19 protein-coding genes and 1 pseudogene are annotated in these 25,362 nt (G+C 39.5%); 6 read left to right on the top strand and 14 right to left on the bottom strand.

The window, feature by feature from the left end:
* Nucleotides 1–66 precede the first annotated feature (66 nt).
* Nucleotides 67–810, bottom strand: a complete 744-nt coding sequence (locus tag ACFIKY_RS00230) for a 16S rRNA (uracil(1498)-N(3))-methyltransferase (protein WP_375635797.1) — start codon at nt 808–810, stop codon at nt 67–69.
* A gap of 235 nt (nt 811–1,045) precedes the next feature.
* Here ACFIKY_RS00230 and ACFIKY_RS00225 point away from each other — a divergent pair, with 235 nt between their 5' ends.
* Nucleotides 1,046–1,189: a hypothetical protein gene (locus tag ACFIKY_RS00225; protein ID WP_012754785.1), complete on the top strand. Its 144-nt coding sequence runs from the start codon at nt 1,046–1,048 to the stop codon at nt 1,187–1,189.
* A gap of 313 nt (nt 1,190–1,502) precedes the next feature.
* Here the strand turns inward: ACFIKY_RS00225 and ACFIKY_RS00220 are convergent, their stop codons facing one another.
* The gene (locus ACFIKY_RS00220) at nt 1,503–3,383 is read right to left on the bottom strand and encodes an AsmA family protein (RefSeq protein ID WP_375635798.1); all 1,881 of its coding nucleotides are present in this window, start codon (nt 3,381–3,383) and stop codon (nt 1,503–1,505) included.
* Between the two features lie 316 nt (nt 3,384–3,699).
* On the opposite strand from ACFIKY_RS00220, the gene folD reads away from it, so the two are divergent.
* The gene (gene folD / locus ACFIKY_RS00215) at nt 3,700–4,599 is read left to right on the top strand and encodes a bifunctional methylenetetrahydrofolate dehydrogenase/methenyltetrahydrofolate cyclohydrolase FolD (RefSeq protein WP_375635799.1); all 900 of its coding nucleotides are present in this window, start codon (nt 3,700–3,702) and stop codon (nt 4,597–4,599) included.
* Between the two features lie 66 nt (nt 4,600–4,665).
* On the opposite strand, the gene edd is transcribed toward folD, so the two are convergent.
* The 6 genes from edd to ACFIKY_RS00185 all read right to left on the bottom strand — a co-directional run bounded on the left by edd (nt 4,666) and on the right by ACFIKY_RS00185 (nt 13,211).
* The gene (edd, locus tag ACFIKY_RS00210) at nt 4,666–6,489 is read right to left on the bottom strand and encodes a phosphogluconate dehydratase (RefSeq protein ID WP_375661270.1); all 1,824 of its coding nucleotides are present in this window, start codon (nt 6,487–6,489) and stop codon (nt 4,666–4,668) included.
* A 56-nt stretch (nt 6,490–6,545) separates the two neighbouring features.
* Entirely contained in the window at nt 6,546–7,298 is a 753-nt protein-coding gene (gene pgl, locus ACFIKY_RS00205) for a 6-phosphogluconolactonase (protein WP_012754781.1), read from the bottom strand.
* Nucleotides 7,299–7,308: 10 nt separating this feature from the next.
* Entirely contained in the window at nt 7,309–8,781 is a 1,473-nt protein-coding gene (gene zwf, locus ACFIKY_RS00200; RefSeq protein ID WP_375652829.1) for a glucose-6-phosphate dehydrogenase, read from the bottom strand.
* 120 nt (nt 8,782–8,901) lie between these two features.
* Complete coding sequence (locus ACFIKY_RS00195; protein ID WP_375656040.1) at nt 8,902–10,185, bottom strand: NAD(P)/FAD-dependent oxidoreductase; 1,284 nt, start codon at nt 10,183–10,185, stop codon at nt 8,902–8,904.
* Between the two features lie 11 nt (nt 10,186–10,196).
* Nucleotides 10,197–11,624, bottom strand: a complete 1,428-nt coding sequence (locus ACFIKY_RS00190; RefSeq protein WP_375635802.1) for a glutamine synthetase family protein — start codon at nt 11,622–11,624, stop codon at nt 10,197–10,199.
* A gap of 891 nt (nt 11,625–12,515) precedes the next feature.
* Nucleotides 12,516–13,211, bottom strand: coding sequence for a hypothetical protein (locus ACFIKY_RS00185; protein WP_375661269.1), 696 nt, complete (start codon nt 13,209–13,211; stop codon nt 12,516–12,518).
* A 338-nt stretch (nt 13,212–13,549) separates the two neighbouring features.
* Here ACFIKY_RS00185 and ACFIKY_RS00180 point away from each other — a divergent pair, with 338 nt between their 5' ends.
* Genes ACFIKY_RS00180 through ACFIKY_RS00170 form a run of 3 tightly spaced genes read left to right on the top strand, consistent with a single transcriptional unit; the run spans nt 13,550 to nt 16,201 of the window.
* Entirely contained in the window at nt 13,550–14,230 is a 681-nt protein-coding gene (locus ACFIKY_RS00180; protein ID WP_375661268.1) for a radical SAM protein, read from the top strand.
* Nucleotides 14,227–14,970 (top strand): hypothetical protein, encoded by a 744-nt coding sequence (locus ACFIKY_RS00175; protein WP_375661267.1) that lies wholly within the window; start codon nt 14,227–14,229, stop codon nt 14,968–14,970. The genes ACFIKY_RS00180 and ACFIKY_RS00175 overlap by 4 nt, the downstream gene beginning before the upstream one ends.
* Nucleotides 14,971–14,980: 10 nt before the next feature.
* The gene (locus tag ACFIKY_RS00170; protein ID WP_375661266.1) at nt 14,981–16,201 is read left to right on the top strand and encodes an MFS transporter; all 1,221 of its coding nucleotides are present in this window, start codon (nt 14,981–14,983) and stop codon (nt 16,199–16,201) included.
* A 48-nt stretch (nt 16,202–16,249) separates the two neighbouring features.
* On the opposite strand, the gene ACFIKY_RS00165 is transcribed toward ACFIKY_RS00170, so the two are convergent.
* A complete protein-coding gene (locus ACFIKY_RS00165; protein ID WP_274532013.1) occupies nt 16,250–16,375 on the bottom strand; it encodes a hypothetical protein in 126 nt (41 codons plus the stop codon).
* Between the two features lie 576 nt (nt 16,376–16,951).
* Here ACFIKY_RS00165 and ACFIKY_RS00160 point away from each other — a divergent pair.
* Complete coding sequence (locus ACFIKY_RS00160) at nt 16,952–17,131, top strand: hypothetical protein (protein WP_375628256.1); 180 nt, start codon at nt 16,952–16,954, stop codon at nt 17,129–17,131.
* A 27-nt stretch (nt 17,132–17,158) separates the two neighbouring features.
* On the opposite strand, the pseudogene ACFIKY_RS00155 reads toward ACFIKY_RS00160, so the two are convergent.
* The 5 genes and pseudogenes from ACFIKY_RS00155 to ACFIKY_RS00135 form a co-directional block, all read right to left on the bottom strand.
* Nucleotides 17,159–17,457: pseudogene (locus ACFIKY_RS00155) on the bottom strand (hypothetical protein).
* Nucleotides 17,458–17,972: 515 nt separating this feature from the next.
* Nucleotides 17,973–19,223, bottom strand: coding sequence for an MFS transporter (locus tag ACFIKY_RS00150; RefSeq protein ID WP_375635806.1), 1,251 nt, complete (start codon nt 19,221–19,223; stop codon nt 17,973–17,975).
* A gap of 297 nt (nt 19,224–19,520) precedes the next feature.
* The gene (locus ACFIKY_RS00145) at nt 19,521–22,718 is read right to left on the bottom strand and encodes a DEAD/DEAH box helicase family protein (protein ID WP_375661265.1); all 3,198 of its coding nucleotides are present in this window, start codon (nt 22,716–22,718) and stop codon (nt 19,521–19,523) included.
* A 28-nt stretch (nt 22,719–22,746) separates the two neighbouring features.
* A complete protein-coding gene (locus ACFIKY_RS00140; protein ID WP_375661264.1) occupies nt 22,747–24,615 on the bottom strand; it encodes a site-specific DNA-methyltransferase in 1,869 nt (622 codons plus the stop codon).
* A 328-nt stretch (nt 24,616–24,943) separates the two neighbouring features.
* The gene (locus ACFIKY_RS00135; RefSeq protein ID WP_375638743.1) at nt 24,944–25,315 is read right to left on the bottom strand and encodes a hypothetical protein; all 372 of its coding nucleotides are present in this window, start codon (nt 25,313–25,315) and stop codon (nt 24,944–24,946) included.
* Nucleotides 25,316–25,362: the final 47 nt, after the last annotated feature.

The following is a 25,362-nucleotide window of genomic DNA, read 5'->3' as shown; positions in this document are numbered from 1 at the left end:
CTTATCGTATCCTATCATTGGTATCATCATCTTAAATGAACTGTTTAGAATGATTTTACAGATTTCTCAATCCATTGCCCAATCCCCCACGGTAGCATTAAGAAGAGCCAAAGCAGCAACAGCGGCAGTGTCAGCGCGTAAAATACGCGGACCTAATGATATTGGAACTACAAAAGGATGTTTTTTTAAAAAGCTCCGCTCTTCTTCACTAAAGCCACCTTCTGGTCCAATAAGAATACCAGGTGTTGTAACGTCACGCTTTTTAAAAGAAGGTAATGGATTATGCGATTTATGCTCTTCATCACAAAAAAATAAAGGCTGTGTCTCATCCCACCGTACTAAAAGTTCTGCTAATGATAGAGCAGATACGCATTCAGGGAGAGATAAAATGCCACACTGTTCAGAAGCTTCAATAACATTGGCTTCCATACGCGCCATATTGATACGCGTAACCTGCGTATGATGCGTTATAACAGGCTGCAAAGTCGATACCCCCATTTCAACAGCTTTCTGCACCATATAATCCAACCGAGCGTTTTTGAGTGGAGCAAAGCAATAAATAAGATTGGAATGCGTCGTTTGTAATCTTTCTTGATGGATAAGTTGAACCACAACAAATTTTTTCTTAACAATGATAAGTTTAGCAAGCCACTCACCATCCTGTCCATTAAAAAGTAAAATTTCTGCTCCTTCTTTCATACGCAGAACGTGCACAAGATAAGAAGCTTGTGCCCCCTCTATCTTTATTTCTTCATTCAAAGCCAATGTCTGTCGTATAAATAATCTTTTAAGTTTATAATTTATGCGCATAAAAATTTTGCCAATGCTCACTATCGTCATCGAAAAAATAAAGAAAAATATATAGCAAAAAGAAAAAATTATATCTATAGAACTATAATATATTAAAGAAATATAGAGTTTTTTTAGCTTTATGAGATAATAATAGGAACTTATAGATCCTTAAGTGATTCTACTTTCATAAAAGTTTAAATAATGCACCATTCATCTTTGCATTCAGTCATTGATGCATCCGTGGAGGAAAAATATGTCTGCTAAAAAAGCTACAATTATTACGATTACAACCCTCTTAGCCTTTATTTTGATTACAGTGGGAATTGGTTCTGTTGGAGCAGATGGGAAGCATACAATTACCAAAGATGGTTATGGTATTTCTTCTGGGATTCAGTAAGCACTGGCCGACATCCCCCTTAAAAATTTAATGTTTTTTAGAAACTTTTATAAGATTTGCATCAATATTATGAATTTCTTGTATTTGAAAGATTCCATAAGAAGGATTTTTATTCCTCTCTTCAATCATTTATCTATATCAACCACACTTATGACGGAGAGAACGATTTTTACTGCTTCACCACGAACGGATTTAAAATGAGAAAATCTTCCGATAGAGTGGGACCTCTGATTTAAATTAAAAGACAATTTTAAGTTGCAAAAAGACGAATTACTATTATAAGATAGAGTGCTATATAGATAAAAAACAATTCTCAATCTGCGTCAATGTCTTTTGTAACCCAAAAATTACCATGGTTTTGCCCTTTAGAGCGTAGAGAAAATGTAAAAGGCCATGCAAGGCTATTAGCGAGACATTGGACATCTTTACATAAAGTTTCTGATCTATAGTTTTTGCGTAGTTGTGCCTGTAATATCAATTCATTCTGCTTCCCTTGCGCGATATCAGTTGCAACGGTTCCTTGGATGGATAAGCTCAAGTCTGCTGTACGCATTAATGACTCTGTCACCTTCATCATACCTTCTGAAAAGCTTGTCTGAATATCCCAGTGATCAAATGTTGTTGAAAAAGTATCATTAGTCATTAAAAGAAATTGTTGTTTATTTAAAAGTCTTGTTTGTAATTCATTCAAATCATATCCTAAGAGCCGACCAGAAGACATCTTCAGTGTTAATTCACCCTGCATTTGCGTAAAAATTTCTCGCCAAGAATCAGCAAGTGTTCGTATCGTTGCAGTAAAATTCGTTTTGCTTTGTATAAATGGAATCAATCCCAAGGTTTCTAAAGTCTCCTGCATATCAATAGAAGCACCTGAAATATTTCCTCCTATACGCACTTTCTGTCCAGCTGGCGTAACTTCAATATTACTTTGCACGGATCCACCAAAAATATTCGCATGTCCAAGATCAAAAATACCATGCCCATTTCTTATTTGTATTGCAGCAGCTAAATTTGTGAGGGAAATATTTCCTATTTTAGCTTGTGGCGCAGAAAGTCGTATATCCACGCCAATACGATCAAAAATTGTCATATCAAAGAAGGAATTTTTCTTTTTACCTGAAAAAAACATTGAACCCAAGAGGCTAAGATCTAGGTTATCAAAGGCTAACGAGCCCATAACATTTGGTACATAATCTTGAAAATCGAGTTTTAAAGCTCCTCGCGCATTGGCTTTCCCCATCGTAAATGTAACATTGTTCATTTGAATATGCATTGGCTGCGCTAAAAAATGAGATTCCCATACAATGGGTATTTTAAATTTATGTCCCCAAAACTGATTTCCACCAACCCAAGACAATGTCTGATTCCATCCCGGAGAACGCATCGATACTTTTCCGTCAAAAATATAATATTCAGATAACCGAGCCTTTCCTGTAAAAGTTATTCCCCCACGTACAGAATTGAGACTTGCCCTAATATGACTTTTTCCTCCTGCAAGAAGCAGCAATGCTTGAGAAGCATCAATTGATAACTTTGTAAATTCTCCGCGCCAACGCGCATCTGCACGTAACCGTACTTCCTGAGTCGATTCCGGCCAATGTAAAGTCGCATTTAATCCTGTTATTTTTTCTGCCATTCCCGAAAAACTATCGTGATACACAAGAACACCATTTTTAATGACAATCCGCCCAAAAGGTTGTTTTAAAAGGTGCTCTATCTCTGGATGTTCAGGATTATGTTTTAATATTTCACGCGTATTGCGTATTGCCAACCCTAATGCACCTTGTGAGCGAGAAAACCGATCAAAAAAATCTGCTATTGTTTTAACAGGCTTTTCCATAACAAATTGAGGACGCATAATCCGCGTCTCTGAAAAAGAAACATGTCCCCAAAGAAGATCGACGACAGAAAGATCAACTTCTATTGATTCAGCTTCCATTAATGGCGCAACATCATCCATTTTTGATGTTAAAGTAACGCCAGAAAGAAATGCTTTAGGATAAGGAAAAAGATGTAACCGCGGTGGATCACGCAATTGCACATTGTAACCGGTCCATACACTCAAATCCTGCGCTAAACGAATACGAATCGCATCTGTAGAGATAAGATAAGGTAAAACGAGAATCCCCACTCCAAATAAAAAGATAATTGTAATAAAAATTCCGCTCAAAAATTTTATTATTCTGATGCGCACAATATCCCTCTATATTTATCCCCCCCTATAACAGATTAAAAACAAACTTAAATGATTATAAAAAGTTTTTATAACCCTATAATTCACTATATCCACTTTGTATCTTCATTATTTTTGTTCTTTATCCAAAATTTATTCAAACAGCAATGTTGCTGCTTCTTTATAAAGCAATTATTTAAAAGTCTTCAAAACTATAAATCCACAACATTATAAAACCATTCTTACTGTTCTCACATGAATATTGCTATAAAACTCTATCGTATTATTAGAAAATGCTTTACAAAAAAACAAACAGCCTTACCGAAAGGATCTCTGAATGAATAATATTATCGATGGAAAAAAACTTGCTGAAGAGATTATTGCGAAAGTTAAGGCCGAAACAATAAAGCTCCGCCATCACTATAATATACAACCTAGTATCGCTGTTATTATCGTTGGAGATGATCCCGCAAGTCAAGTATATGTCACCTCAAAAAATAAAAAAGCCGAAGAATGTGGGTTTCTTTCAATCAAACATGTCGTTTCTAAAGAAACGCAAGAAAAAGAACTCCTTCAACTTATTGCAACATTAAATTCTGATCCAAAAATTCATGGTATTTTGGTACAGTTGCCTCTCCCTGCTCATATGAATACAAATCGCATAACACAAGCCGTTGCTTTCCAAAAAGATGTTGATGGTTTTCATTATATTAATGTAGGAAAACTCGCGGCAAATGCACTTGAAGATGCGATTATTCCCTGCACACCAGCTGGTGCCATGATGATGATTGAACGACACTGTGGGCAAGATTTATCTGGACTTGATGCTGTCGTTGTTGGACGCTCTAATATTGTTGGAAAACCTATGGCTGCCCTTTTAACAGCAGCCAATGCCACTGTGACAATTGCCCATAGTCGTACCCGTGACCTTGATGATGTGTGTCGAAGCGCTGATATTTTAGTCGCAGCTGTAGGCCGCCCACAAATGATTAAAAAAGACTGGATAAAAAATGGTGCAATTGTTATTGATGTTGGTATTAACCGCGTTGCTGCACCAGAAAAAGGTGTAGGGAAAACACGTCTTGTTGGTGATGTCGATTTTGAAAACGTAAAAGAAAAAGCTGCTGCGATTACCCCTGTTCCAGGAGGCGTTGGACCAATGACAATTGCCATGCTTATGGTTAATACACTCAAAGCCGCCGCGCGATCACACAATCTGCCTATACCAAAATTCTAAGAATTGTAACAATTCCTTGTATATGGTTTTATTGTACATGATTAAGCTTGTTTATTTTTGCATTTTTCATGTCATAAAAACAGATGCCCCTTGATCTGCACGATTAACGGATTGACGAAAAACATGAAAAAGTTCGCGTCCAACACCATGTTCGTTTTTTGAAAGATCAGGAGGTATGATTTTTCGCGCGTTAAATTTTGCTAAATCCTCCAAAATAGTTAGTTTACCCTCATGAGCATCAAGAAAAACAATATCACCATCCTGCAAACGTGCAATGGGGCCATTATCCATTGCTTCCGGTGTCACATGAATGGCAGCAGGAATTTTTCCTGACGCCCCTGACATACGCCCATCGGTTATCAATGCTACCTTTTGACCGCGATCTTGTAAAACGCCTAAAATGGTCGTTAATTTATGAAGCTCTGGCATACCATTGGCTTTTGGTCCTTGATAGCGAATGACGGCGATAAAATCTTTATCATACAACACTCCAGATTTAAAAGATTTTTGTAGTTCCTCTTGATCATTAAAAACAAAGACTGGTGCTTTAATCTGCCAATACTCTGGTTTAACAGAGGAAACTTTTATAATAGCTGTTCCCAAATCTCCCGATAAAACACGAAGACCACCGTCAGGCTGAAATGGCTTTCTCCACCCTGCTAACACCTTATGATCACCACTTTCCTTGAGAGCCGCTTCACGCACCACATGACCATCAGCAGAAAGCTTTGCTTCAATTGCATAAGCAGTGAGATCTTTACCAAAAACCGTAGAAACATCTTCATGTACTAAACCTGCCTCGATAAGCTCGCGAATAATAAATCCCATCCCCCCAGCAGCATAAAAATGATTGATATCCGCTAAACCATTAGGATAAATGCGCGCTAAAAGAGGCACAGCGGATGAAATTTCTGCAATATCATGCCATGTCAATTTAATACCGCAAACAGCAGCTATAGCAATCAAATGAATCGTATGATTGGTAGAACCTCCTGTTGCATTTAATCCTACAATGGCATTTACAAAAGAACGCTCATCAATGATCATACCAAGTGGCCTATAATGATCACCAAGATCTGTCATTTCAAGTACACGTTTCGTGGCTTCTTTTGTTAAAGCATCACGCAACGGTGTATTCGCATTAACAAAAGAAGCTCCCGGCATATGAAGCCCCATCATCTCCAGTATCACCTGATTAGAGTTAGCTGTTCCATAAAATGTACATGTTCCTGGTCCATGATAAGAACGTGCTTCTGATGCTAGAAGTGTTTGGCGATCTATTTTATTTTCCGCGTAAAGTTGACGTATCTTCGCTTTTTCATCATTACCTTGACCACTTGTCATAGGACCAGCTGGTATAAAAATTCCTGGTAAATGACCAAATGTTAGTGCACCAATCAATAAACCTGGTACAATTTTATCACACACCCCAAGATACAATGCTGCATCAAAGACATCGTGTGATAAGCTTATAGCTGTCGCCATTGCAATTACTTCACGCGAAAAAAGGGAAAGCTCCATCCCCGCATTTCCCTGCGTAACACCATCGCACATCGCGGGAACACCACCTGCAACCTGTGCAACACCACCAACCATACGGGCCGACTCTTTAATTAAGTGAGGAAATTTTTCAAAAGGTTGATGAGCTGAAAGTAAATCGTTATATGCCGTGATAATGCCAATATTCCCAACGATATTTCCCTTCAAACGCTCTTTATCTATTGCACCACAAGCAGCAAAACCATGAGCCTGATTGGCACATCCTAAAAAACTTCGTTTGGGGCGATGAACTTGTGCTTTCGTAATACGATCTAAGTAAATTTCTCGTGTTGATCGAGAACGTTCATAAATCCTTCGTGTAACTGTGGCAATTGTCTTGGAAAGTGCCATATTCCCCTCCCTCTTTCATTGTTGCTTCCCCTCATTCATTGAGAGAGATTACGTTTTTATTCACCTTGTCTCTCATATTCTAATTCACTTATTTCATTATCTGCAGGCGACCAATAAACCTGCACAAGATGAGGGGAATTACGCAAAACTGCCCGAATAGGCATTTCTATTTCAGATCCATCCTGACAAGCTTTTTCAAAACAATCGCGTTTCTGAAAACCTTCGATATGGAGAATAATACAACGAGACTGCATAATAACTGGCAAAGTTAGTGAGAGTCTTGGCTCAACAGCACTCTTAGCATGAAGGGGCAGAACAAGTGCTTGTGTTCGCAGATCAAGCGCTTGCTTTAAACGATCAGCATCAGGAAAAAAAGAAGCCGTATGTCCATCACCCCCCATTCCTAAAACAACAACATCAAAGGGTTTAGGCAAAGTATTAATACGACTCGCCGCTGAAAAAGCAGCAAGTTCAGCAGTAATCGCTTTATGATAAAGCCCTACAAAACGCGCTTTTTCGGCAAAATTTTGTAACAAATGACACCGTACCATATGCTCATTTGAACGTTCATCGTGTGTAGGAACGAAACGTTCATCGACCAAAGTGATAATGATATTTTGCCAATCAATATCCGCTTTTGACAAATAATGAAAAAACAATTCTGGTGTTTTACCACCAGACACCGCTAAAACTGCTCTCTTACGCTCAAGAACAGATACACTAAGTTCTGCGGCTACTCGATCTGCTAATGCCAAGGCTAAAGTCTGAGGGGTTTCAAAATCTAAACGGTCAATATTCATTCTATACATACTTATTGCTCTAAACTAAATTGTTCCATATACGCCCATCACGTTCCATGAGAATCGTCGAAGCAGATGGCCCCCACGAACCAGCGCTATAACTGTGAAACGGCTGTTTTATTGCTTCCCATCCCTTAATGATTGGATCAATCCAACGCCAAGCAGCCTCAACTTCATCACGACGCATAAACAGCGTTTGATCTCCACGAATAACATCCATTAATAAACGTTCATAAGCATCAGGATTACGTTCAGAAAATGCGGAAGCAAAACTCATATCTAATGGAATGTGACGAAACCGCATACCGCCGTAACTTGGATCCTTAATCATCAACCATTGTTTCACACCCTCATCAGGTTGGAGACGAATCACAAGCCGATTAGAAAAAATTTCATCTAAATCCACATTAAAAATATTATGAGGAATAGGTTTAAAAACCACAACAATTTCAGACATTCGCGTGAACATGCGCTTACCTGTTCGTAAATAAAAAGGCGTATTAGCCCAACGCCAGTTATCAATCTTAACCTTAAGCGCTACAAATGTTTCACTCTTACTCACTCTTCCCAGATCATCGAAATAAGACTCTACAGATATACCATTTGATAGACCAGAAAGATACTGCCCACGTACAGTATGCTGTCCTACATTATGTACATCAAGCGGTGTTAAAGAATGTAAAATTTTAAGTTTTTCATCGCGCACAGCATTAGCACTGTTGGTAAATGGTATTTCCATCGCAACCAAACAAAGTAATTGCAGCATATGGTTTTGGACCATATCCCGTAGAGCACCAGTGCTTTCATAATATTCTGTACGCCCCTCTAACCCTAAAGATTCAGCAACGGTTATTTGAACATGATCAATATAGTTGGAGTTCCATAGCGGTTCATAAAGTGTATTAACAAACCGCAATGCCATTAAATTTTGAACAGTTTCCTTCCCAAGATAATGATCAATACGAAAGATCTGCTCTTCATTAAAGACGCTTGCAAATGCATCATTAAGTGAAACAGCTGTTTTTACATCGCAACCAATTGGTTTTTCAATGATAATCCGTGTTTGTGGTGTCACCAAATCATTTTTTCCCAACTTCATCGCAATATCAGCAAAAAGTGACGAACTAACAGCCAAATAAAAAGCTCGAATATTCGCTGAATCTCGTGACAGAAGGAGAGCTAAATCCTCCCACCCTCGATTTGAGGAAGCATCAACAGAAACATAGCTTAAACGTGCAAGAAAACGATTGAGTTCTGTTGAATTGAGATCTTTTGGATGGATATGTTTTTCTAAAGAAGTGCGGACAAAATTTTGATATTCTTCATGACTTAAGGGAGTGCGGGAAGCCCCAATAATACGTGTTGGCTCACTGAATTGACCAACACACTGACAATGATACAAAGCCGGCAAAAGCTTGCGCGACGCCAAATCACCATTGCCACCAAAAACAATACAATCAAAAGAAGAAACTGGAATAATTTTATGTACCATGAACTTGTTTATTTTTCTATTCGATTATGAAATCCCATATCACTTATAAAAGCTTCGCTCATTAAAGCAAACAGATACTAAAGAAGCCATTAATTTGCTTCATTTCAAGCAATGTTTCCATCAAAAACGATCCATTAAAGAAAACCAACGCATTGCTAAAAATATAAGCGGATAACGCAAAACTCTTCCCCCCGGAAAAGATGAAATCTTCAAGTCTTGGAAATAGGAAAAACGTTCATATTTTCCAGTCAACCATTCTGCGTATAATTTTCCTATGAAAGGAGCCAGCATAACGCCATGCCCTGAATAACCACCACAATAAGTCATCCTTGAGAAAAGTTGTCGAACATAGGGCATGCGCTCAATTGTAATGGCAACCGTTGCTCCCCAACAATGGCTTAAATTGATAGAGTGTAATTGAGGATAAACTTCAGCAATTTGCCGTTTTATACGTTCATCTAAATTTAAAGGATGTTTATTATCATAACTTTCTACGCCACCAAATAAGAGACGATTATCAACGCTTTTGCGAAAATAGCGAACCATAAAACGGGAATCATCAACCGATTCCCCGCCTGCGAGAATTGAACTGTGCTTTGGTAATGGGTCCGTTGCTCCAATATAAGAACGAATAGAAACAATATTTTTTTCAATAAAACGCTCCAGACCAAGTTTATACCCATTTGTTGCAAGTAACACATGCTCTGCTGTTACACTGCCTTTTTCTGTTATCACTTTCCAATGGGCTCCCGTGCGCCTTACGGTCGTTACTTGTGACTTCTCATAAAGCTTAGCACCAACATCTTTAGCTTTTTTTGCCAATCCAATAATCAATTTTAAGGGATTTATATGGCCGGTATCCGCATCATAAATACCACCACAATAAAAAGACGATCCAAGTCGCCTAGATGTTTCTGCCCTATCCATAAAAGTAAGCGCATGATAGCCATAACGCTGCATCACCTCAATATGCCGTTGATAAGAGAGAAGCTCACGCCTTTTATGTGTCACAGAAAGCTGTCCTCCTATCAAATCACACGAACAATTAGGCATCGCGCATAAAGATAAAATATCTCTTTTAGCTTCTTCTGCTAAATCAAACAGAGCCTTACTTCGCTCAAAACCATACTTTTTTTCTAATGTTTCTACCCATTGCCGTTGCCCTGTTCCCAGCTGTCCACCATTGCGCCCTGAAGCACCATCACCAAAACGTGATGCTTCAAATAAAACAACATCTACTCCAGCCTTGACTAAATGATAAGCAGCCGACAGACCCGTAAATCCGCCTCCAATAATGACCACATCACACTGTCTGTTTTCACAAAAAGAAGGATAAGAGGGACGTTCTTTTAAAGTATCTTCATACCAAGAAATTCCTGGAGAAATTGAATTATAATCAATCATCGTCATAAAATTTAAACATTCAGCAGAAGATATTCACGCTCCCACGGACTAATTACTTCCATGAAAGTTTCAAACTCTTGTCGTTTGATTGCAGCATAAGTACTGACAAACACATCCCCTAAAATAGCACGTATCGCTGTATCTTGTTCAAACAAATTGACTGCCTCAATGAGTCCACGCGGTAACTCAATATTATCAGCGTTTACATTATTTGTTGCTGGCTCATCCGGCTCAATTTTTTGTTGCAAACCAATAAGACCACACGCTAGAGAAGCTGCAAGGGCTAAATAGGGATTCGCATCTGATGAAGGAAGTCTATTCTCAACACGCCGCGCTTGAGGAGCAGAACGGGGAACTCGAAAAGCTGTAGTACGATTATCATATCCCCATCTCAAATTAACAGGAGCCGAATTATCAGGGACAAGACGTCGATAAGAATTCACATAAGGCGCAAGCATCACAAGTACCCCTGGCATATGTTTTTGCAATCCACCAATAAAATGGCGAAAACAGATACTTTCTTCACCATTTTCCTGTGTAAAAATATTCATACCGGTTTTCTTATCAACAACCGATTGGTGAATATGCATAGCAGAACCCGGCTGCCCTTGAATGGGTTTTGCCATAAAAGTTGCATACATATTATGTTTTAGTGCAGCTTCACGAATTGTTCGTTTAAACATAAAAACTTGATCCGCTAATTCAATAGGATCACCATGACGTAAATTGATTTCAAACTGACCTGCTCCTTCTTCATGAATGAGGGTATCAATTTCCAATCCTTGTGCCTCTGAAAAATGATAAATATCATCAATCAAATCATCAAATTCATTCACACCGGCAATGGAATACCCCTGTCCACCACCAATTGAACGCCCAGAACGACCAACCGGTGGAACTAACGGATAATCAGGATCGGGATTTTTTTGTACCAAATAAAACTCAATTTCTGGTGAAACAACAGGGCTTAAACCCATTTTTGTGTAAAAATGAACTACCGTTCGTAAAACATTGCGTGGTGTGTAATCCACAACCTGACCATTTTGATACACAAGATCACAAATCACCTGTGCTGTGGGAGCATCTTCCCATGGAACAATGCTTAACGTAGAAAGATCAGGCTCAAGGCGTAAATCACCATCTGCTTTAGGATATTCAAAACCATGACCATCTTCAGGATAATCCCCTGAAATTGTTGCCATAAAAACTGCTGAAGGCAATGCCAATGATGTTTCCGATGTAAATTTTTTAGAAAGCATCATCTTGCCCCGTGGTACCCCTGCTTGATCAGGCGTAATACATTCAATATCCTCTACCTTACGGAAAGCAAGCCATTGTGAAACTTGTTCCCAATTGCGCACACCACGTAAACTTTTGAGAAAACGAGAGACAGGTTTAAAATTTTTACTTTTCGTTTGTTTACCATTTTTTACAGCCATAACATACCAACTTTACAAACAATCAAGTTCTATTCTTATAGTATCAGCCCCTGCATAAACGACACGAAAAAAAATTATCAACTGATATTTTTGAAGAATACTATAAGATCTATCAAGGTAAAAGAACTTTACGCTCAACAAGCTATCCTATCACCATAGTGAAAAAGTTGATATTGCACGCGATACATCGGTGCGAACCTTCTTCTTATATAAAACAGCGAGAAATACCATATTGTACGTAACCTAATTCCGATTCAAATAATCATATATAAGCAAACATTGGCGAGAATAATAAAGGCGAGATATTTAATTTCCTTTTGGTTGTAGTAATGCTTAATTAAAAGAAAAGAAACTTTTCTTTTAATATGAAGCAAGTTTTGTAACTCTATTGTTATCCACATAGAAGTAAACACTCTAGGATGGTGAGTAGCCTTTACAGCTAGTGCTTACAAACACTCACCCCGCCGTAATATGCGTAAATGTATTTTCAGGACAAGACATACGCTTAGCATTTCCGACATGAAACTTAACCATCCCCTGCATAATAGAGCTATCAACCTTGTTCTGAGCGGATACTTATAGACTCTGCACTTATATCAATTCCCACCGCTTGACATTGCACTTCGCACACAATATTTAGGGCTGAAAATACAGTAGAGCATACCAAATCCAATAGATAGGATTTTTTGCTAATTGCGCCATGCGGGATCCAACATTTGATAGTCTCCAGCCCACTAGGAGGTTTGTTATTTATATCTAAAAAGCCAAAAAATCAGGATATGAGAACACAATAATATCAAGTTCCTTTGAACTAACGTCTTTCATCGTCGATCTTCCACCATCGTAAAATCTTTTTTGTATCAGTTGCTTTCACATACTTTGACTTATGATCTAGTGATACTGTGTAGATTGAGTACACATCCCCAGAGCCCAGATTGTAATTAAGTTCGTACCATTCTGCTCTTTTATAGAGCTAATATTTGAAAATAAATAACCATGATCTTCAGATATAATACGCCTAGGTTCAATAATTACCGTAAGCTTATATAAATCACAACCCAATTGTGATAATGCCTCATAAATTTTACGAGGGTATTCGTCATTGACCGTCACGGCATCGCAGAACGCTGTGGAAGTCGGATATCCCCCGCCTAGACTGATAAAACTTTTTTGATCCTTCAATGCGTAAATATCCTTTCCAGCCTTAGTTAAGGTGGATACTATTAACTCAGTCGAATTCAAATGAGAGCCCACATGCAAAGGCACCCCATTAAGCCTAATCCTATTGGATTCTAGCAAAGATAATGCGGCAAGTAACTCCGCCGCAGTCATACCAAAACGCGATCTATCCCCGTTTGCCAGTACATGGCACAATCTCAATGAGATTTTAGGCAATATGTCAAAATGGCGGGCAAGAGTGATGATGTCATGTAATTCGATAATATTATCACACTGGACATTTATATGTTTTCTAATAGATAATTCTATCTCTTCTCGAAGTTTTACAGGGGTATTAAAAAATATATCTCTACCTTTAAAACCATCTTTTTGCGCTAATGATATTTCATAATCAGACGCAAATTCCAAGTCCCAGCAACATAACAATGATGCCCCGCACGTCCATTAAAATACCCTGCTTTTTCTCGCCCTAGGCATTCATAGCCCGACCACGTAAAACAGGATACCAATTACAATATCAGACCATAAGGCTGCAAGAGAAAGTTCTTTTATATTTTTATCTTTAGATTGCCTCTTAAACAAGCGAGCCTGTTCATATAATAAGTTATATGTATTATACATATAACTTCTACAAAAGGAGGATTCATTATGTTCCGTGAAAATCTTTGGTAATACACTCGGGTGATTGGATCACCAGTCGCCCGTCAATAATATAGTGCAAGTTAAGAAATTGGGGGAGGTAAGCTATGCAACTCGTGGATCATCCTTTTGTGAAGTTCGATCAACTCAAGCCGATTTACAACTTCACATATCCGTTATTTCGCACTATTTCAAATGAATTTTACGATTACATAGACTTTAATAAACTAGCGCAAAGTAAGCAGATTCCACAAGCGCGTACCATTTCTCTTTATTTGCATATTCCCTTTTGCGAAACCATCTGTTCCTTCTGTCCCTTTCAGAAAGGGGCCTACAAGCACGTTAAGCAAATCGAATCTTATATGTCAGCGCTCACCACAGAGATCAGAACCAAAGGAAATTTCATTCGCTTGCTTAGAGGGTTCATCCGCAGCATCTATATAGGGGGCGGCACACCGTCGCTTTTGTCCGCAGATAATATCCGACACATCGGAAAAGTATTGCATGCCGAATTTGAGCTCTCTTCCTTAACCGAGTTTACACCGGAAAGCGAACCGAAGAGCGTCACACGTGATAAACTTTATGCTGCCCGTGAGATCGGCGTTAACCGGATCAGCTTCGGTATACAGAGTTTCATTGAGCGTTTCCGATCATTGTTTAACCTCACCTCAACACGTGAACAAATCAACAATACCGTGGCTTGGTCACAAGAGATAATTGGACATGTCGGTTTCGACCTACTATTGGCATGCACAGCCAGCAAGCCGAAGAACTATTATACGATTTGAAGCAAGCCAGCGAGCTTCATCCTGAAACCATCAACCTCTATGCAATCAACAATCTGGCTATCACGTCGCAACTGCATAAGTCTTACGCACAAAAAGGGCTAAAGCCATCCAGCCTACAGCATCGACAGATGCTCCGCTTATTTAGCGACATCGTTATGCGCAGCTGCGGCTATGCGCCGTGTAATGGACATTCCTATATCAAAATTGCCAATAACACTCCTCTAACGCTCGCTAAAACGAGTTCAGCTAATTATTTCCGCTATCACAAATATTTGCATGGTTATCATGACGATTATGTGGTTGGATTCGGAGCGTCAGCACTGTCGGTTCTCGGCTCACTCGTCACACGAGCCAATCCCAGTCGAAGCGGATACATTACCGACATACAACTTAAAGGCAAATCCAAAGTATACTACAATTGGGTATCAGCGGAGCAACAAGCCTCCAAGGCTTTGTGTATGAGGCTACCTTATAACGGTTATGCCAAAAAAGAAAGAATTGACTGGACCGCACTCCCCTCTTTCGTTTACAATAACCTACAACAGCTCATAGGTGCAGGTCTCATCGCAGAAAGTGATAACGATCTCCAGCTGACTCAGCGTGGTTGGCAATGGTATTCCAACCTTATGTATTTTCTTCTACCTCAGGCAGATAGGAATATCTTGGACGGCTATGTCGCAAATATGCTGAATACAACCGCCGTACTTGATGGACCAGCGGAAACCTGTGTGGCATCTTAAGGAGAAAAGAATGTTCACGCTTTTTGCCAATAAGAACATACGCTATTTTTGCCTAACCGTTAGTCTGCTCGCCTTACTCAGCGGTGCTTTGCGCACTGCCATCCCGCTATTAGCAAGACAATCTGGATATGGCGTAGTCGGAGTAAGTTGGGCGCAAGGTCTCTTTTCATTAGCGTGGCCAATTTTCGGCATCCTTGCAGGCATTTTACTTGATCGCTGCGACAAAATAAAACTTGCCACCTCGGCTCTCTTCATCTTCATGCTACTGCATATTGTCCTGTTCGTACTGCTCATGATACAGATTGCTCCAGCCGAACAAATTTTCTTCTATGCAACCATTGCTGGATTCATCGTCGTTTCTGCCGAAGCTTATATAATGACGATTCCACCACTTATCATGGAGGGAGAGCGATTGATGACCTTCTACTCTATTGTCTTGTTTTTAGATTTCGGGGTCTCCTATTTTCTTGCCCCTGTCATAACAAGCAGCATTTTAGCGCATAGCACACTGCTATTTCTTGGCCTTTTAATCGTGCTTTTTATCACATTGATTTTTACCGCTCGCCGTGCTGTTCCGACATCGCCAACACCTGATAAAGAAAACATCACTTTCCGTTATATCATTGCCGGCTTTCGTTTCATTTTTTCAAATCGGCATCTTACCTCCCTTACATTACTCACATTCTTTCTATCGGTAGTATTTGGAGCATTCCTAACCTCGTTCATCTTCTTCGTTACCGACGGTCGGTATCTGGGCCTACATAGCAGCCAATATGGCGTGATGTTTGCAGCCTACGCGCTTGGTACAATGGCAGGTGCCCTATTTGCACCACATATACGCTATGCACCGGTGCGCCTAGCTGTTCTCACTGACGGTTTAGGGACGGTTATCTTGCTGCTGGTTCCAGCCTTTTCAAAAAGTGCTGTCGTCGTATGGGGCGTCACCTTTATCGCTGGCGTTGGAGCAAGCTTATGGTTTATTGGTGTTACCGCCTTCAGGCAGCGCCTCACACCAAAACAACTTCTCGGGCGAGCTAATTCTGCTTTTCGGGTGATCGGCTATGCTGGAATGCCGGTCGGAAGCTTTTTGGTCGGCGTCCTTGGTTCTTTTATATCATTGCAGTTTGCTGCCGCCTTTATCGCTGGACTACTATTGGTGGCTATCGCGATAACGCTTCCATTTCTTTGGCAGGCTGATCATATAGACACACCCAACCCTGCCACGAGGTAACAGCTGCCTTTTAAAAAAGACACGGTCAAAAAAGGCACACATACCCTATTACGCAATCGATTGACCTGTTCTTTGGACGAGGAAATTATAACCGTAATGGCTAATAGAGCCAGAGGCAATAATGGAAGCAGCTAAACAAGCGTTAAAGGCAAAATAGCCCCTTTTACGTTGCATTGGGCGATGATCTCAACGCCTATATGAAGGATGCAGAGAGCTTATAGCGTACGGAGCACAATTCTTAACTAAAAACTCCGCCCTAGCAATACCCACTTATACTCCAATTAATCTGTCACCCGCTGGACATCAAATGCCTCACCCCTTTACTGCTCCTCAAAATACATTTTGCTGCACTTACGCGCCGTATTCTTCCTTTGTAATTAAAAGAGCAGCCCTCCTTTCCTAATTTAAGATCTCTGTCTACAAAACGCAGCAACAGATGCGACCATATATGCAATCACGCCTTAGGACCTGCATAGTAGAAAGCTTAGTTCAAGAGATTCATAAAGCCTATATCCCAATAAATTTACCACCCAATTCACCTTTTAAAAGGGCGGCTTTATATAAACCGTTAGAGCAAGCTATGAAATCCTTAGGTGTATTAGAAATAATTGGCGGTTTTACCTCAGACCAATGTTGATTGACTTTTACTCGTGCATATACGCAAGCGGTGCTACTCTTTTCTCAGATAGAAAGGACATAATCGTTACCATCTGACCTATTATTGTTTGAAAATAAAGAAAAAGTATCAGTGTGACTGATGATATTGAAGAGCTATCTCATTATGTGGCTGTACTTAATTACGGCATTGGGAAGCTAGACACGCAATCACCCATTTCTGCGCGCCTTCTGCATGATATTCATAAGATTTTATTACGCGGTAAACGGGGTACGTCCAAAAGCCTTGGCGAATTTCGCAAAGCACAAAATTAGCTTGGCGGTACGCAACTAAAGACAGCGTCATTCGTGCCGCCCGCTCCTACCACAGCCCCCCACTTTCTCTACCACCATCCCCCGCTTAGAATCGCGCCAACTCATTACCAGAGCCTCGTCAAACACCACACCAGTCTCAAGGGCGATAAAATGCGCCTTGCCGCATTTAATCTTCAGCATTTCTTTAAGGCACAAATCAAACTCGCTATTCGTTCCTTTTGTTTCCAGTACAAAATAAAGCTTTTGCGCGCCTTCTCACTCTTAAACACCCCAAAATCCGGCGTGTAAGAGCCTATGAGCGTCATGATTTTAAAGCTCCTTGGCAATTAAAAAAATAATTTTACTTCGGAGGCATTATCATTAATTTTGCGCAAATTCTTTCTCAATTATAAACCACATGATCATATACACTCTTCTCACTCACCAGAGCTGTACGCTCTAAATTCGCCAAAAGTTAGCTACTTGCAAAACATTCTTGCACACTATAGTCTTGGCCAGCTAGTTTTAAATATTTAATACCAGCAATAGTAAAATTGACATACGCTTTATCGAGGATTTCCTCCGCGCACTCTAAAAAAGCTTGCGTTTTTTGCAAAATCTAATACGCGCCCACTATTTAGCAAAACATCAATATCACAAGCTTCTTGATATGCTCGTTCGCGATATTTCTGGCTAATAGCCGCACAATCATTTGGCGCATTCAAATCGGTAAGTATCTCTACTAAAAACGATGGACAGCTATTAATTTCGACTCAATCCATATAAGATGACCCACACACTATTTTTTCCTGTGTCTTTATGTAAGTCATAGGCAAGTTCCTATTTAACAGTATCTTCACTTTCAAACCTTCTCGTCTTTTATTAACTTTTTATCAGTATAAAGCCAGGCCAAATTAAGCGGGATAATTAAACATATACAAAGCAAGGTGAAACAAAAAGCTGCTTCTATACAAACATTGTTCGCCAACCAACCAATCAGCACAAGCGCTAAAATACCAAAAATACGTGCAAGAAAACTAACAATGGATAAAACCGTATTTGCATTCTTTTGTTGAATATGTTTAAAAAATTCTGCTTCAAACTGCGTTACGGGGACAGAAAAAAAACTGTGAAATACGGTGAATAAAATAATGGGGGCCCAACTGTTTGCAACGAGAAGCAGAGCAAGCATAACAACAGCACTCAGGACTAGTGAGTACAAAGTTATCGCCATAGGAGCGTATTTTTGCATAAGATATTTAATTACAAAGCGATTAAATAAGTATTTTACGAGAGTATAAGACACAAAGCACAGGCCAAGAATAAGAATTTTAGTCTTTCCTGTTGCATTGTCTAATACTCCTGTTTGTCCCAAAATAAAAGGTTGCCAAAAATGAAATATTGGCTGCAATGCGGCAACAATAAAACCACATATCAATATATAATATAACCCGATTTTTGAGGTAACTAAATAAGCAAAAGCTTCTGTTGCATGCAACAAAGAACCTGAGTCTATTGGCTGACTATCCGAAACGGATGCAATACCTATCCCCGTCACCCGACTAAACAAGAATACAAGTACGAGAAATCCGAAAGAACAAAAATAATATGCCGACTGATAATTATCCATACACAAAACAATAAGAACACCTAGCGCACCAGCAACCGTATTCATGAATGCCGTTAGTTCCCGCTTATAGGCGTTTACTTGGTGGTAGATCAAACTATCCTTGTAACCACCGCCGTCGATTAAGCCTTTAATCCATGTGCTATCAGCGCCAGAACATAAAGCAAAGCCTAAAGCATAAATAATTTCTGCCGGAATTAAGACAGAAAGATTAGGCGCGTAGATACATAAAAAGAAGAAGAGCGAAAAAAAGAAACATGATAAGATAACATTTTGTTTAACGCCGATTTTATCTCCTAAAATCCCACAAGGCACTTCAAAAATACAAATAGCTACGCTAAACACAATTTGCAATAAAGCTAACTGTGTTATGCTAACGCCCATAGACAAGAAAAAAAAAGCATGGAAGGAACCTGTAATCAGCCGAACCCCACTCATTGCCGCACAGCCATAGAGCAACTTTTTAACTTCATAATCTATCGTCATTAATATATCCAAAGGCTATAAAGCTGCCAGCTTTATATATTCTAAAACCTCAATTCAGAAGGGAGCTTCGAGCAGCCATTTTCTGCTCACTTGCTCGGGCTTTGAGCACAGTAACATCACCCCGCTTAATTTGATTTTTTCAGTTGTTTATACATATTTTTAGTTTTCATAACTTTACCTCCTATATTAGAAGTGTGGATTATAGCTACTTTGTAGCCACCTTTTGTCAATTTATTATCTTGATATAAAAAGTTTGGCTGTCCTCCCCGCGCTCACGTTAAGTATTTCATGCACCAATCATTCTGCAACAACCACCGCAGCACTTGGAAACTCATGCGCCGCTTCGGGCAAAGTACGCTTATATTCACGCCAATTTGTCACCGGCTGGTCGTTAAATGCAACGCTCGTTTGCAGTGCAGCAAAATGCGCTTTGCCGCATTTAATTTTCAGCATTTCTTTAAGGCGCAAATCAAACTCGCTGTTTGCCCCTTTTGTTTCCAGCACAAAGTAAAGCTTTTGTTCGCCATCCCGCTCTAAAAAGACCGCCCAATCAGGCGTATAAGAACCAATGGGAGTGGCTATTTTAAAACTTCTTGGCAGTTTAAAAAACAATCTGACTTCAGGATCATTTTCAAGACTTTGTGCAAACTCTTTCTCCACACTGCTTTCATAAACCACATGATCATACACACTCTTCTCACTCACAACAGCTGTACGCTCTAAATTTGCCACAAGTTCTTCACTGGTAAAAAGCTCTTGCACACTATATTCTTTCCCGACCAGCTTTAAATATTTAATGCCATCAATTGTAAGATTAACATGGGTTTTATTGAGTATTTCTTCTATGCGCTCTAAAAAAGCTTGTGGATTTTTCACAAACTCATGCTCACGACCACTCTTTGTAAAAATACCAATAATTGTCTTTGCGGTTAATTTCAACTTTAAGGTCAGATAATGTACAATGTTCGGCAGTGCACACAAACTATAATCAAGCGTACTCTGCTTTAATAACTGCTCTTCGTAGGTCACACCAGCACTATCCAGTTCTATCTCTGCTGTTTGATAAACCAAATGCGCGGGCGCAACTGGCGCCATTTTTTTCACTGAATCCACTGCTTTGGCAACAAACTCTGTACGATCAAGCTTTGCACGATAAGTGGTTTTTTTATTGATCTTCTCCCACAAGGACAAAAACTCGGGCGAAGCCACTGTTTGCTTTTTAAGCTTAACCCGCACCTCGCGCGCAGCATTACGAATAATCGGCATGGCTTGGCTCGCTTCTAGCGCCTGCAGCACAGCCTGCTTTTGCCCTTTACTAAAACGTTCACTTAAATCCAACGCCCCAGTCGCCCATTGCGCTTTTAATGTATCTGTGATTTTTCCTGCTGATGTAAGCAAGGCTTTTTCACGCAACTCAACCAATATATCAGCAGCCTCTTGCGAAGACAGAATTTTTGTTTCCGTCACAGCTGTCATATAAATCAGATCTTGCAGCGTCTCAACATTAATAAGTGCGCCTGAATCAATTTTTTTCATAATTTCTTGACGCAATTCGCGTGGCATTTCCTCCGCCCCTATAGCTTCAAATTCGCTCGCCACTAAATCCTGATCTACTTTAACGACACCCGCCTCGTCAATCAAATCTTTTGCAACAAGCGTTTTAATAATTTTTTGTGCTTGTGGCACTTCCACTTTAGCGGCTGCATATTTTACATCTTCATAAATACGGCCAACCAACTCCTCCATCTGCAATGTACCAAATTTATAACCAATATCCGCCTCTAATTCTTTTTGCAATGTACTCACAAACTCAGCAAAGCTTTCATTCACCATGACATGCAGCACATTTATATCTTTATCTTCCACCCGCTCACCTTGTTGGTTTACACACAAACGCAAACCGCGACCAATCTTTTGCCGCGCGGTAAAATTCGATTTTTGCTCAATCAACATACACACTTGAAACACATTCGGATTATCCCAGCCTTCTCTTAATGCCGAATGCGAAAAGATAAAACGCAAGGGGCATGCAAAAGATAATAACCACTCCTTATCGCGCATAATCGTGTTATAAGTGTCATCATCAGCTTGGCTGTCGCCCTTTGTATCCTTATACACGCCTTTCTTGTCTTGCGAGAAATAACCGCCGTGTACGTTTCGAACATTTTGCGCAAACTCAGTTCGCAAGGAGGTATATTTCTTTTTCGCCAACAGCTCTTCATAACATTCTTCAAACATACGCTCATAAAGTGCTGGCTCTTCATCATTGCTACGATATTTAGCCACCTCATCAATAAAAAAAAGTGATAAAACTTTAATCCCTAAAGGCGCAAGCCGCAATTCTTTATCTAAATGTGTTTCTATAGTGCGATAAATTTGCGCGCGTTTAAGCTCTACTATATTCACATCACCAAGCGCGTGGCCAAACTTGACAATTTCAGTATCAGAAAACTCAACGGCTTCATCCCCCGCCATGCAATTGATACCCGAAACAATATAACCCCTATAAAGCTCACGCCCGCCCGTAACGCGATACAGATCATCGCCTTGTCTCACTGTAACTGTTTTGCGGCTCACAGTGCCATTCTTTCCCGCAATATCCAACTCTAAGCGCGCCTTAAAGCCATGTTTGTGTGATACGGATTTCAAGGCAATATAGGGACGGTTAAAATCTTGCTCTATCTGATTAGAAGAAACACAAATTTGCTTTACCAGTCCTTTTTGATAAGCATCAACAGGTGTTAAACGATATAAAAGATTAATCTCATCTTTATGCGTGGCACTATAGCGGAAAACACAAAGCGGGTTAAGGCTCGCAATAGCCTCCTTCGCTTTTGCTGTATTATCCACCGATTGCGGTTCATCTATGATCACAATCGGATTTGTATCTTGGATATAACGCATAGCACTTTCGCCATTCAGTCTATCTTGCGGAAGGTTGATAATATTTTCTGCTTTTTTAAATGCATCAATATTGATAATCATAATTTCAATATTGGTAGAGCTTGCAAATTGGCGAATTTGCGAAAGATCTTTTGAATTATAAATAAAATAACGATAGGGCAGATTATCAAACTCTGTTTGAAAATGCTCCCTTGTTACCTGAAGTGATTTATATACCCCTTCGCGAATAGCAACACTTGGTACAACAATAATAAATTTGGTAAAGCCATAGCGTTGATTTAACTCAAAAATCGTCTTGCTATAAACATAAGTTTTGCCTGTTCCCGTTTCCATCTCAATAGAAAACTGCTTTTGCTCTAGCGTCTTACTCGCCAAGAGTTTATTGTTCTGTTGCACCTCTTGTAAATTTGCTAATATGCTTTCATCACTAATTAATAATTGATTACCACAACCAAATTCATTTAACGCTAATTGTCCTTGTTCTGAATGCAAGAAAATAGAAGAATTCCGTCGTGGTTGGCCTTTAAATAAATCAATAACGCTTTTAACCGCATCATTTTGAAATTCTTGTTGTTTAAATTTAAGTTTCATATCGCCGCCCCAATCGTCTCTCTATAGTTTAAATTTTATCAAAACTTACTTCATTGTCTTTAAAGATAAAGTCGCAATTAATAAGCGCCTCATCACTTTTAAAGGCCGCATCAAGCGCTACGATTTTTACAGGCAAATACTTTATCATCTCTTCCGCATCTTCGGGTTCAAAGGGCGGGTCTATGGCTATAATTACCAAGACATCGCCTTCGCTCTCGCCTATATAATAGAATTTTTTGCCATTGATTGGTAAAGGGTAAATTTTTAAATCCAGTGGCCAACCATATTTAAGTATGATCTCGAAGATAATATCTTGATGAGAGCGCTCGGGATTCACCCCCTGCAAAATATGATCCAAGCGCATTTGCAATTGTTCTTTAACATCAAGTGCATTCGGATCAATCGGGCTATCGTCCCATATGGAAAAGTTGGAACTATCGAGCTCTAGAACGCGAAATCCGGTGTCTAGAGGCTGCTCACTTGTGAGTTCTGCTTCATGCTTTTGCTTGATTTGTGCACCAGCGCGGCGAATACGTTCAATACCTATATCGCAGATAGTTTTATAACCAGCTTTATAGGCTTCGCTCTTTTCATCACATAATTCAGGCAATTGCACCATGATGAATTTGCGATTACCACCATCTTCGGCATTCAAAGCCATCACTGCATGCGCTGTTGTACTAGAGCCAGCGAAAAAATCGAAAATGATGTCGTTGTCACTGGTCGTCTGTTCAATCAATTGCTTTATAAGACTCACACCCTTGGGATAATCAAAAAATTGGCCGCCTAAAAGTTCTCGTAATTGTTTGGTCGCTATAAAATTCATATCTGTTTCAAGCATTGTACTAAATGGTTTAGTTTGAGATTTAACTTCTGTTTGATGACGTTTATAAGTAGGCGTACCTTGTCCGTTTTTTGGGAAGATCACCTTGCCTTCTTTGATGATGTTTGCCATTCGTCCTTTTTCATAAGCCCATACACGATTGGGATTACACTGGTAAACTACACCCGTTTGTGGATCAGTAATCGGGTAATTAAGATTTGGCCGCTCTGATGCTGTTTTATTGCATGTCAAATTATCAGCCATCCAAGGCCCGCGCGGGTCATTATCGGGGTTGGTATAATTTGCAAAACTCTTTTGTACTCCACTAAAAACAGTGTGCCTGCGACTATAACACAAAATGTAATCATGGTCTGTACTTACATTGTTTTGCGCATCATTAGCACCAGTGCGTTTCCTCCACACCAGCTGCGCAACAAAATTCTCTTCGCCAAACACTTCATCACATACTTTGCGCAAATTATGAACTTCATGATCATCTATTGAGATAAAAATCACCCCATCGTCACGCAATAAAGTCTGTGCCAAACGCAAGCGCGGATAGATCATATTGAGCCACGCAGTGTGAAACCGCCCCATTGTCTCAGGATTCGATTTTGTCGTTTGGCTCGTCACTTCTTTATAGCGCGCAAGCGGGTCTTTAAAATCATCACAATAGATAAAATCATTCCCCGTATTATAGGGCGGGTCTATATAGATCATCTTCACTTGGCCAAAATAAGCCCGCTGGATAAGTTTTAACACTTCAAGATTATCGCCCTTAATATAAAGATTATGTGTATTATCAAAGTTTACGCTCTCCTCGCGTTTCGGGCGCAATGTCGCAAATGAAGGCTTTTGAGCAAGCTTTAAACTTGCTCCTTTGCCCTTCCATTCAAATTTGAACTTCTCAAAATCATTATCAATATATTCGCCGCATAGATTAAGAAGCTGATCTATATTGAGCTTTCCCTCAGAAAAACATTGCGGAAAGGCTGCTTTTAACTTTTCTATGTCTGGATTAACTGGACTTTGACTCATGCCCTCTATTTTATCTTCACCTGCTATTATACTCATCTTTGCGCTTCTCCGTTACGCTTAGTATAAAATATGTCTATGAATATTTCTTTTGTACGTCGCAATTCCTTTTATCCTATTTATTTCTATATCCTCTGCAAATTTACTTTCATGAAAAGTGTCGTATAAGCTGTTCTCTTTATTTTTTAAAGTTTCTTGTGCTTGTTTTATTTCTTTTTACTTACGCAAGTCAGCTAGATCAATTCGCATTACCACATGCGGCGATTTTATATTTTTTCTTGTGTGCTATTATGGCACTTACAAACATTATCAGTAAGCTTATCAATTGGCACAAACACATCCAAAATATGTCTATATTTTAGCATTGTCATATTTCTGACAAATCGAAAAACTGTATCGTCAATTTGATGACATGCCACCATGGGTAATTTAAAAATTGCGTCACATGTGGCTTGGTCAAGCACATACAAGTACTATCACTGTCAATTAAAACATAAATTTCTTCATCATTTATTTCGACGCAATAAAAACCAATTTCACAAGGGATTATATCGGCATCCACTGCTAGTTCTCCCTTGTCCGTGCAAGCAAGATTTGTTAAAATACCTTTTACGGAGAGTAAGAACACCCTCAAACGCCCGACAGCATGTTGAAAATCCTCCCCCATGCCATAAAACGCTTTACCTTTATAGGTTTTATACTGTGCGCCAGATTCATAACAAAATATAGCTCTTATCATTTTGTCCCTGAATGATTTGTGTTGCCTTATCAATCATATAATTAGGC

Origin of the sequence: Bartonella sp. CR127HXZ (assembly GCF_042194555.1) — a bacterium.
Classification (GTDB): Bacteria; Pseudomonadota; Alphaproteobacteria; order Rhizobiales; family Rhizobiaceae; genus Bartonella; species Bartonella grahamii.
The sequence above is the reverse complement of the archived record's forward strand: the minus strand, read 5'-3'. Positions and strand labels throughout refer to the sequence as shown.

What these genes read in the sequence shown, in the direction of transcription:
- ACFIKY_RS00230 (WP_375635797.1), bottom strand. Translation starts at nt 810, where the DNA reads ATGCGCATAAATTATAAACTTAAAAGATTATTTATACGACAGACATTG.
- ACFIKY_RS00225 (WP_012754785.1), top strand. Translation starts at nt 1,046, where the DNA reads ATGTCTGCTAAAAAAGCTACAATTATTACGATTACAACCCTCTTAGCC.
- folD (WP_375635799.1), top strand. Translation starts at nt 3,700, where the DNA reads ATGAATAATATTATCGATGGAAAAAAACTTGCTGAAGAGATTATTGCG.
- edd (WP_375661270.1), bottom strand. Translation starts at nt 6,489, where the DNA reads ATGGCACTTTCCAAGACAATTGCCACAGTTACACGAAGGATTTATGAA.
- pgl (WP_012754781.1), bottom strand. Translation starts at nt 7,298, where the DNA reads ATGTATAGAATGAATATTGACCGTTTAGATTTTGAAACCCCTCAGACT.
- zwf (WP_375652829.1), bottom strand. Translation starts at nt 8,781, where the DNA reads ATGGTACATAAAATTATTCCAGTTTCTTCTTTTGATTGTATTGTTTTT.
- ACFIKY_RS00195 (WP_375656040.1), bottom strand. Translation starts at nt 10,185, where the DNA reads ATGATTGATTATAATTCAATTTCTCCAGGAATTTCTTGGTATGAAGAT.
- ACFIKY_RS00190 (WP_375635802.1), bottom strand. Translation starts at nt 11,624, where the DNA reads ATGGCTGTAAAAAATGGTAAACAAACGAAAAGTAAAAATTTTAAACCT.
- ACFIKY_RS00180 (WP_375661268.1), top strand. Translation starts at nt 13,550, where the DNA reads ATGCAACTCGTGGATCATCCTTTTGTGAAGTTCGATCAACTCAAGCCG.
- ACFIKY_RS00170 (WP_375661266.1), top strand. Translation starts at nt 14,981, where the DNA reads ATGTTCACGCTTTTTGCCAATAAGAACATACGCTATTTTTGCCTAACC.
- ACFIKY_RS00165 (WP_274532013.1), bottom strand. Translation starts at nt 16,375, where the DNA reads ATGCAACGTAAAAGGGGCTATTTTGCCTTTAACGCTTGTTTAGCTGCT.
- ACFIKY_RS00150 (WP_375635806.1), bottom strand. Translation starts at nt 19,223, where the DNA reads ATGACGATAGATTATGAAGTTAAAAAGTTGCTCTATGGCTGTGCGGCA.
- ACFIKY_RS00145 (WP_375661265.1), bottom strand. Translation starts at nt 22,718, where the DNA reads ATGAAACTTAAATTTAAACAACAAGAATTTCAAAATGATGCGGTTAAA.
- ACFIKY_RS00140 (WP_375661264.1), bottom strand. Translation starts at nt 24,615, where the DNA reads ATGAGTATAATAGCAGGTGAAGATAAAATAGAGGGCATGAGTCAAAGT.
- ACFIKY_RS00135 (WP_375638743.1), bottom strand. Translation starts at nt 25,315, where the DNA reads ATGATAAGAGCTATATTTTGTTATGAATCTGGCGCACAGTATAAAACC.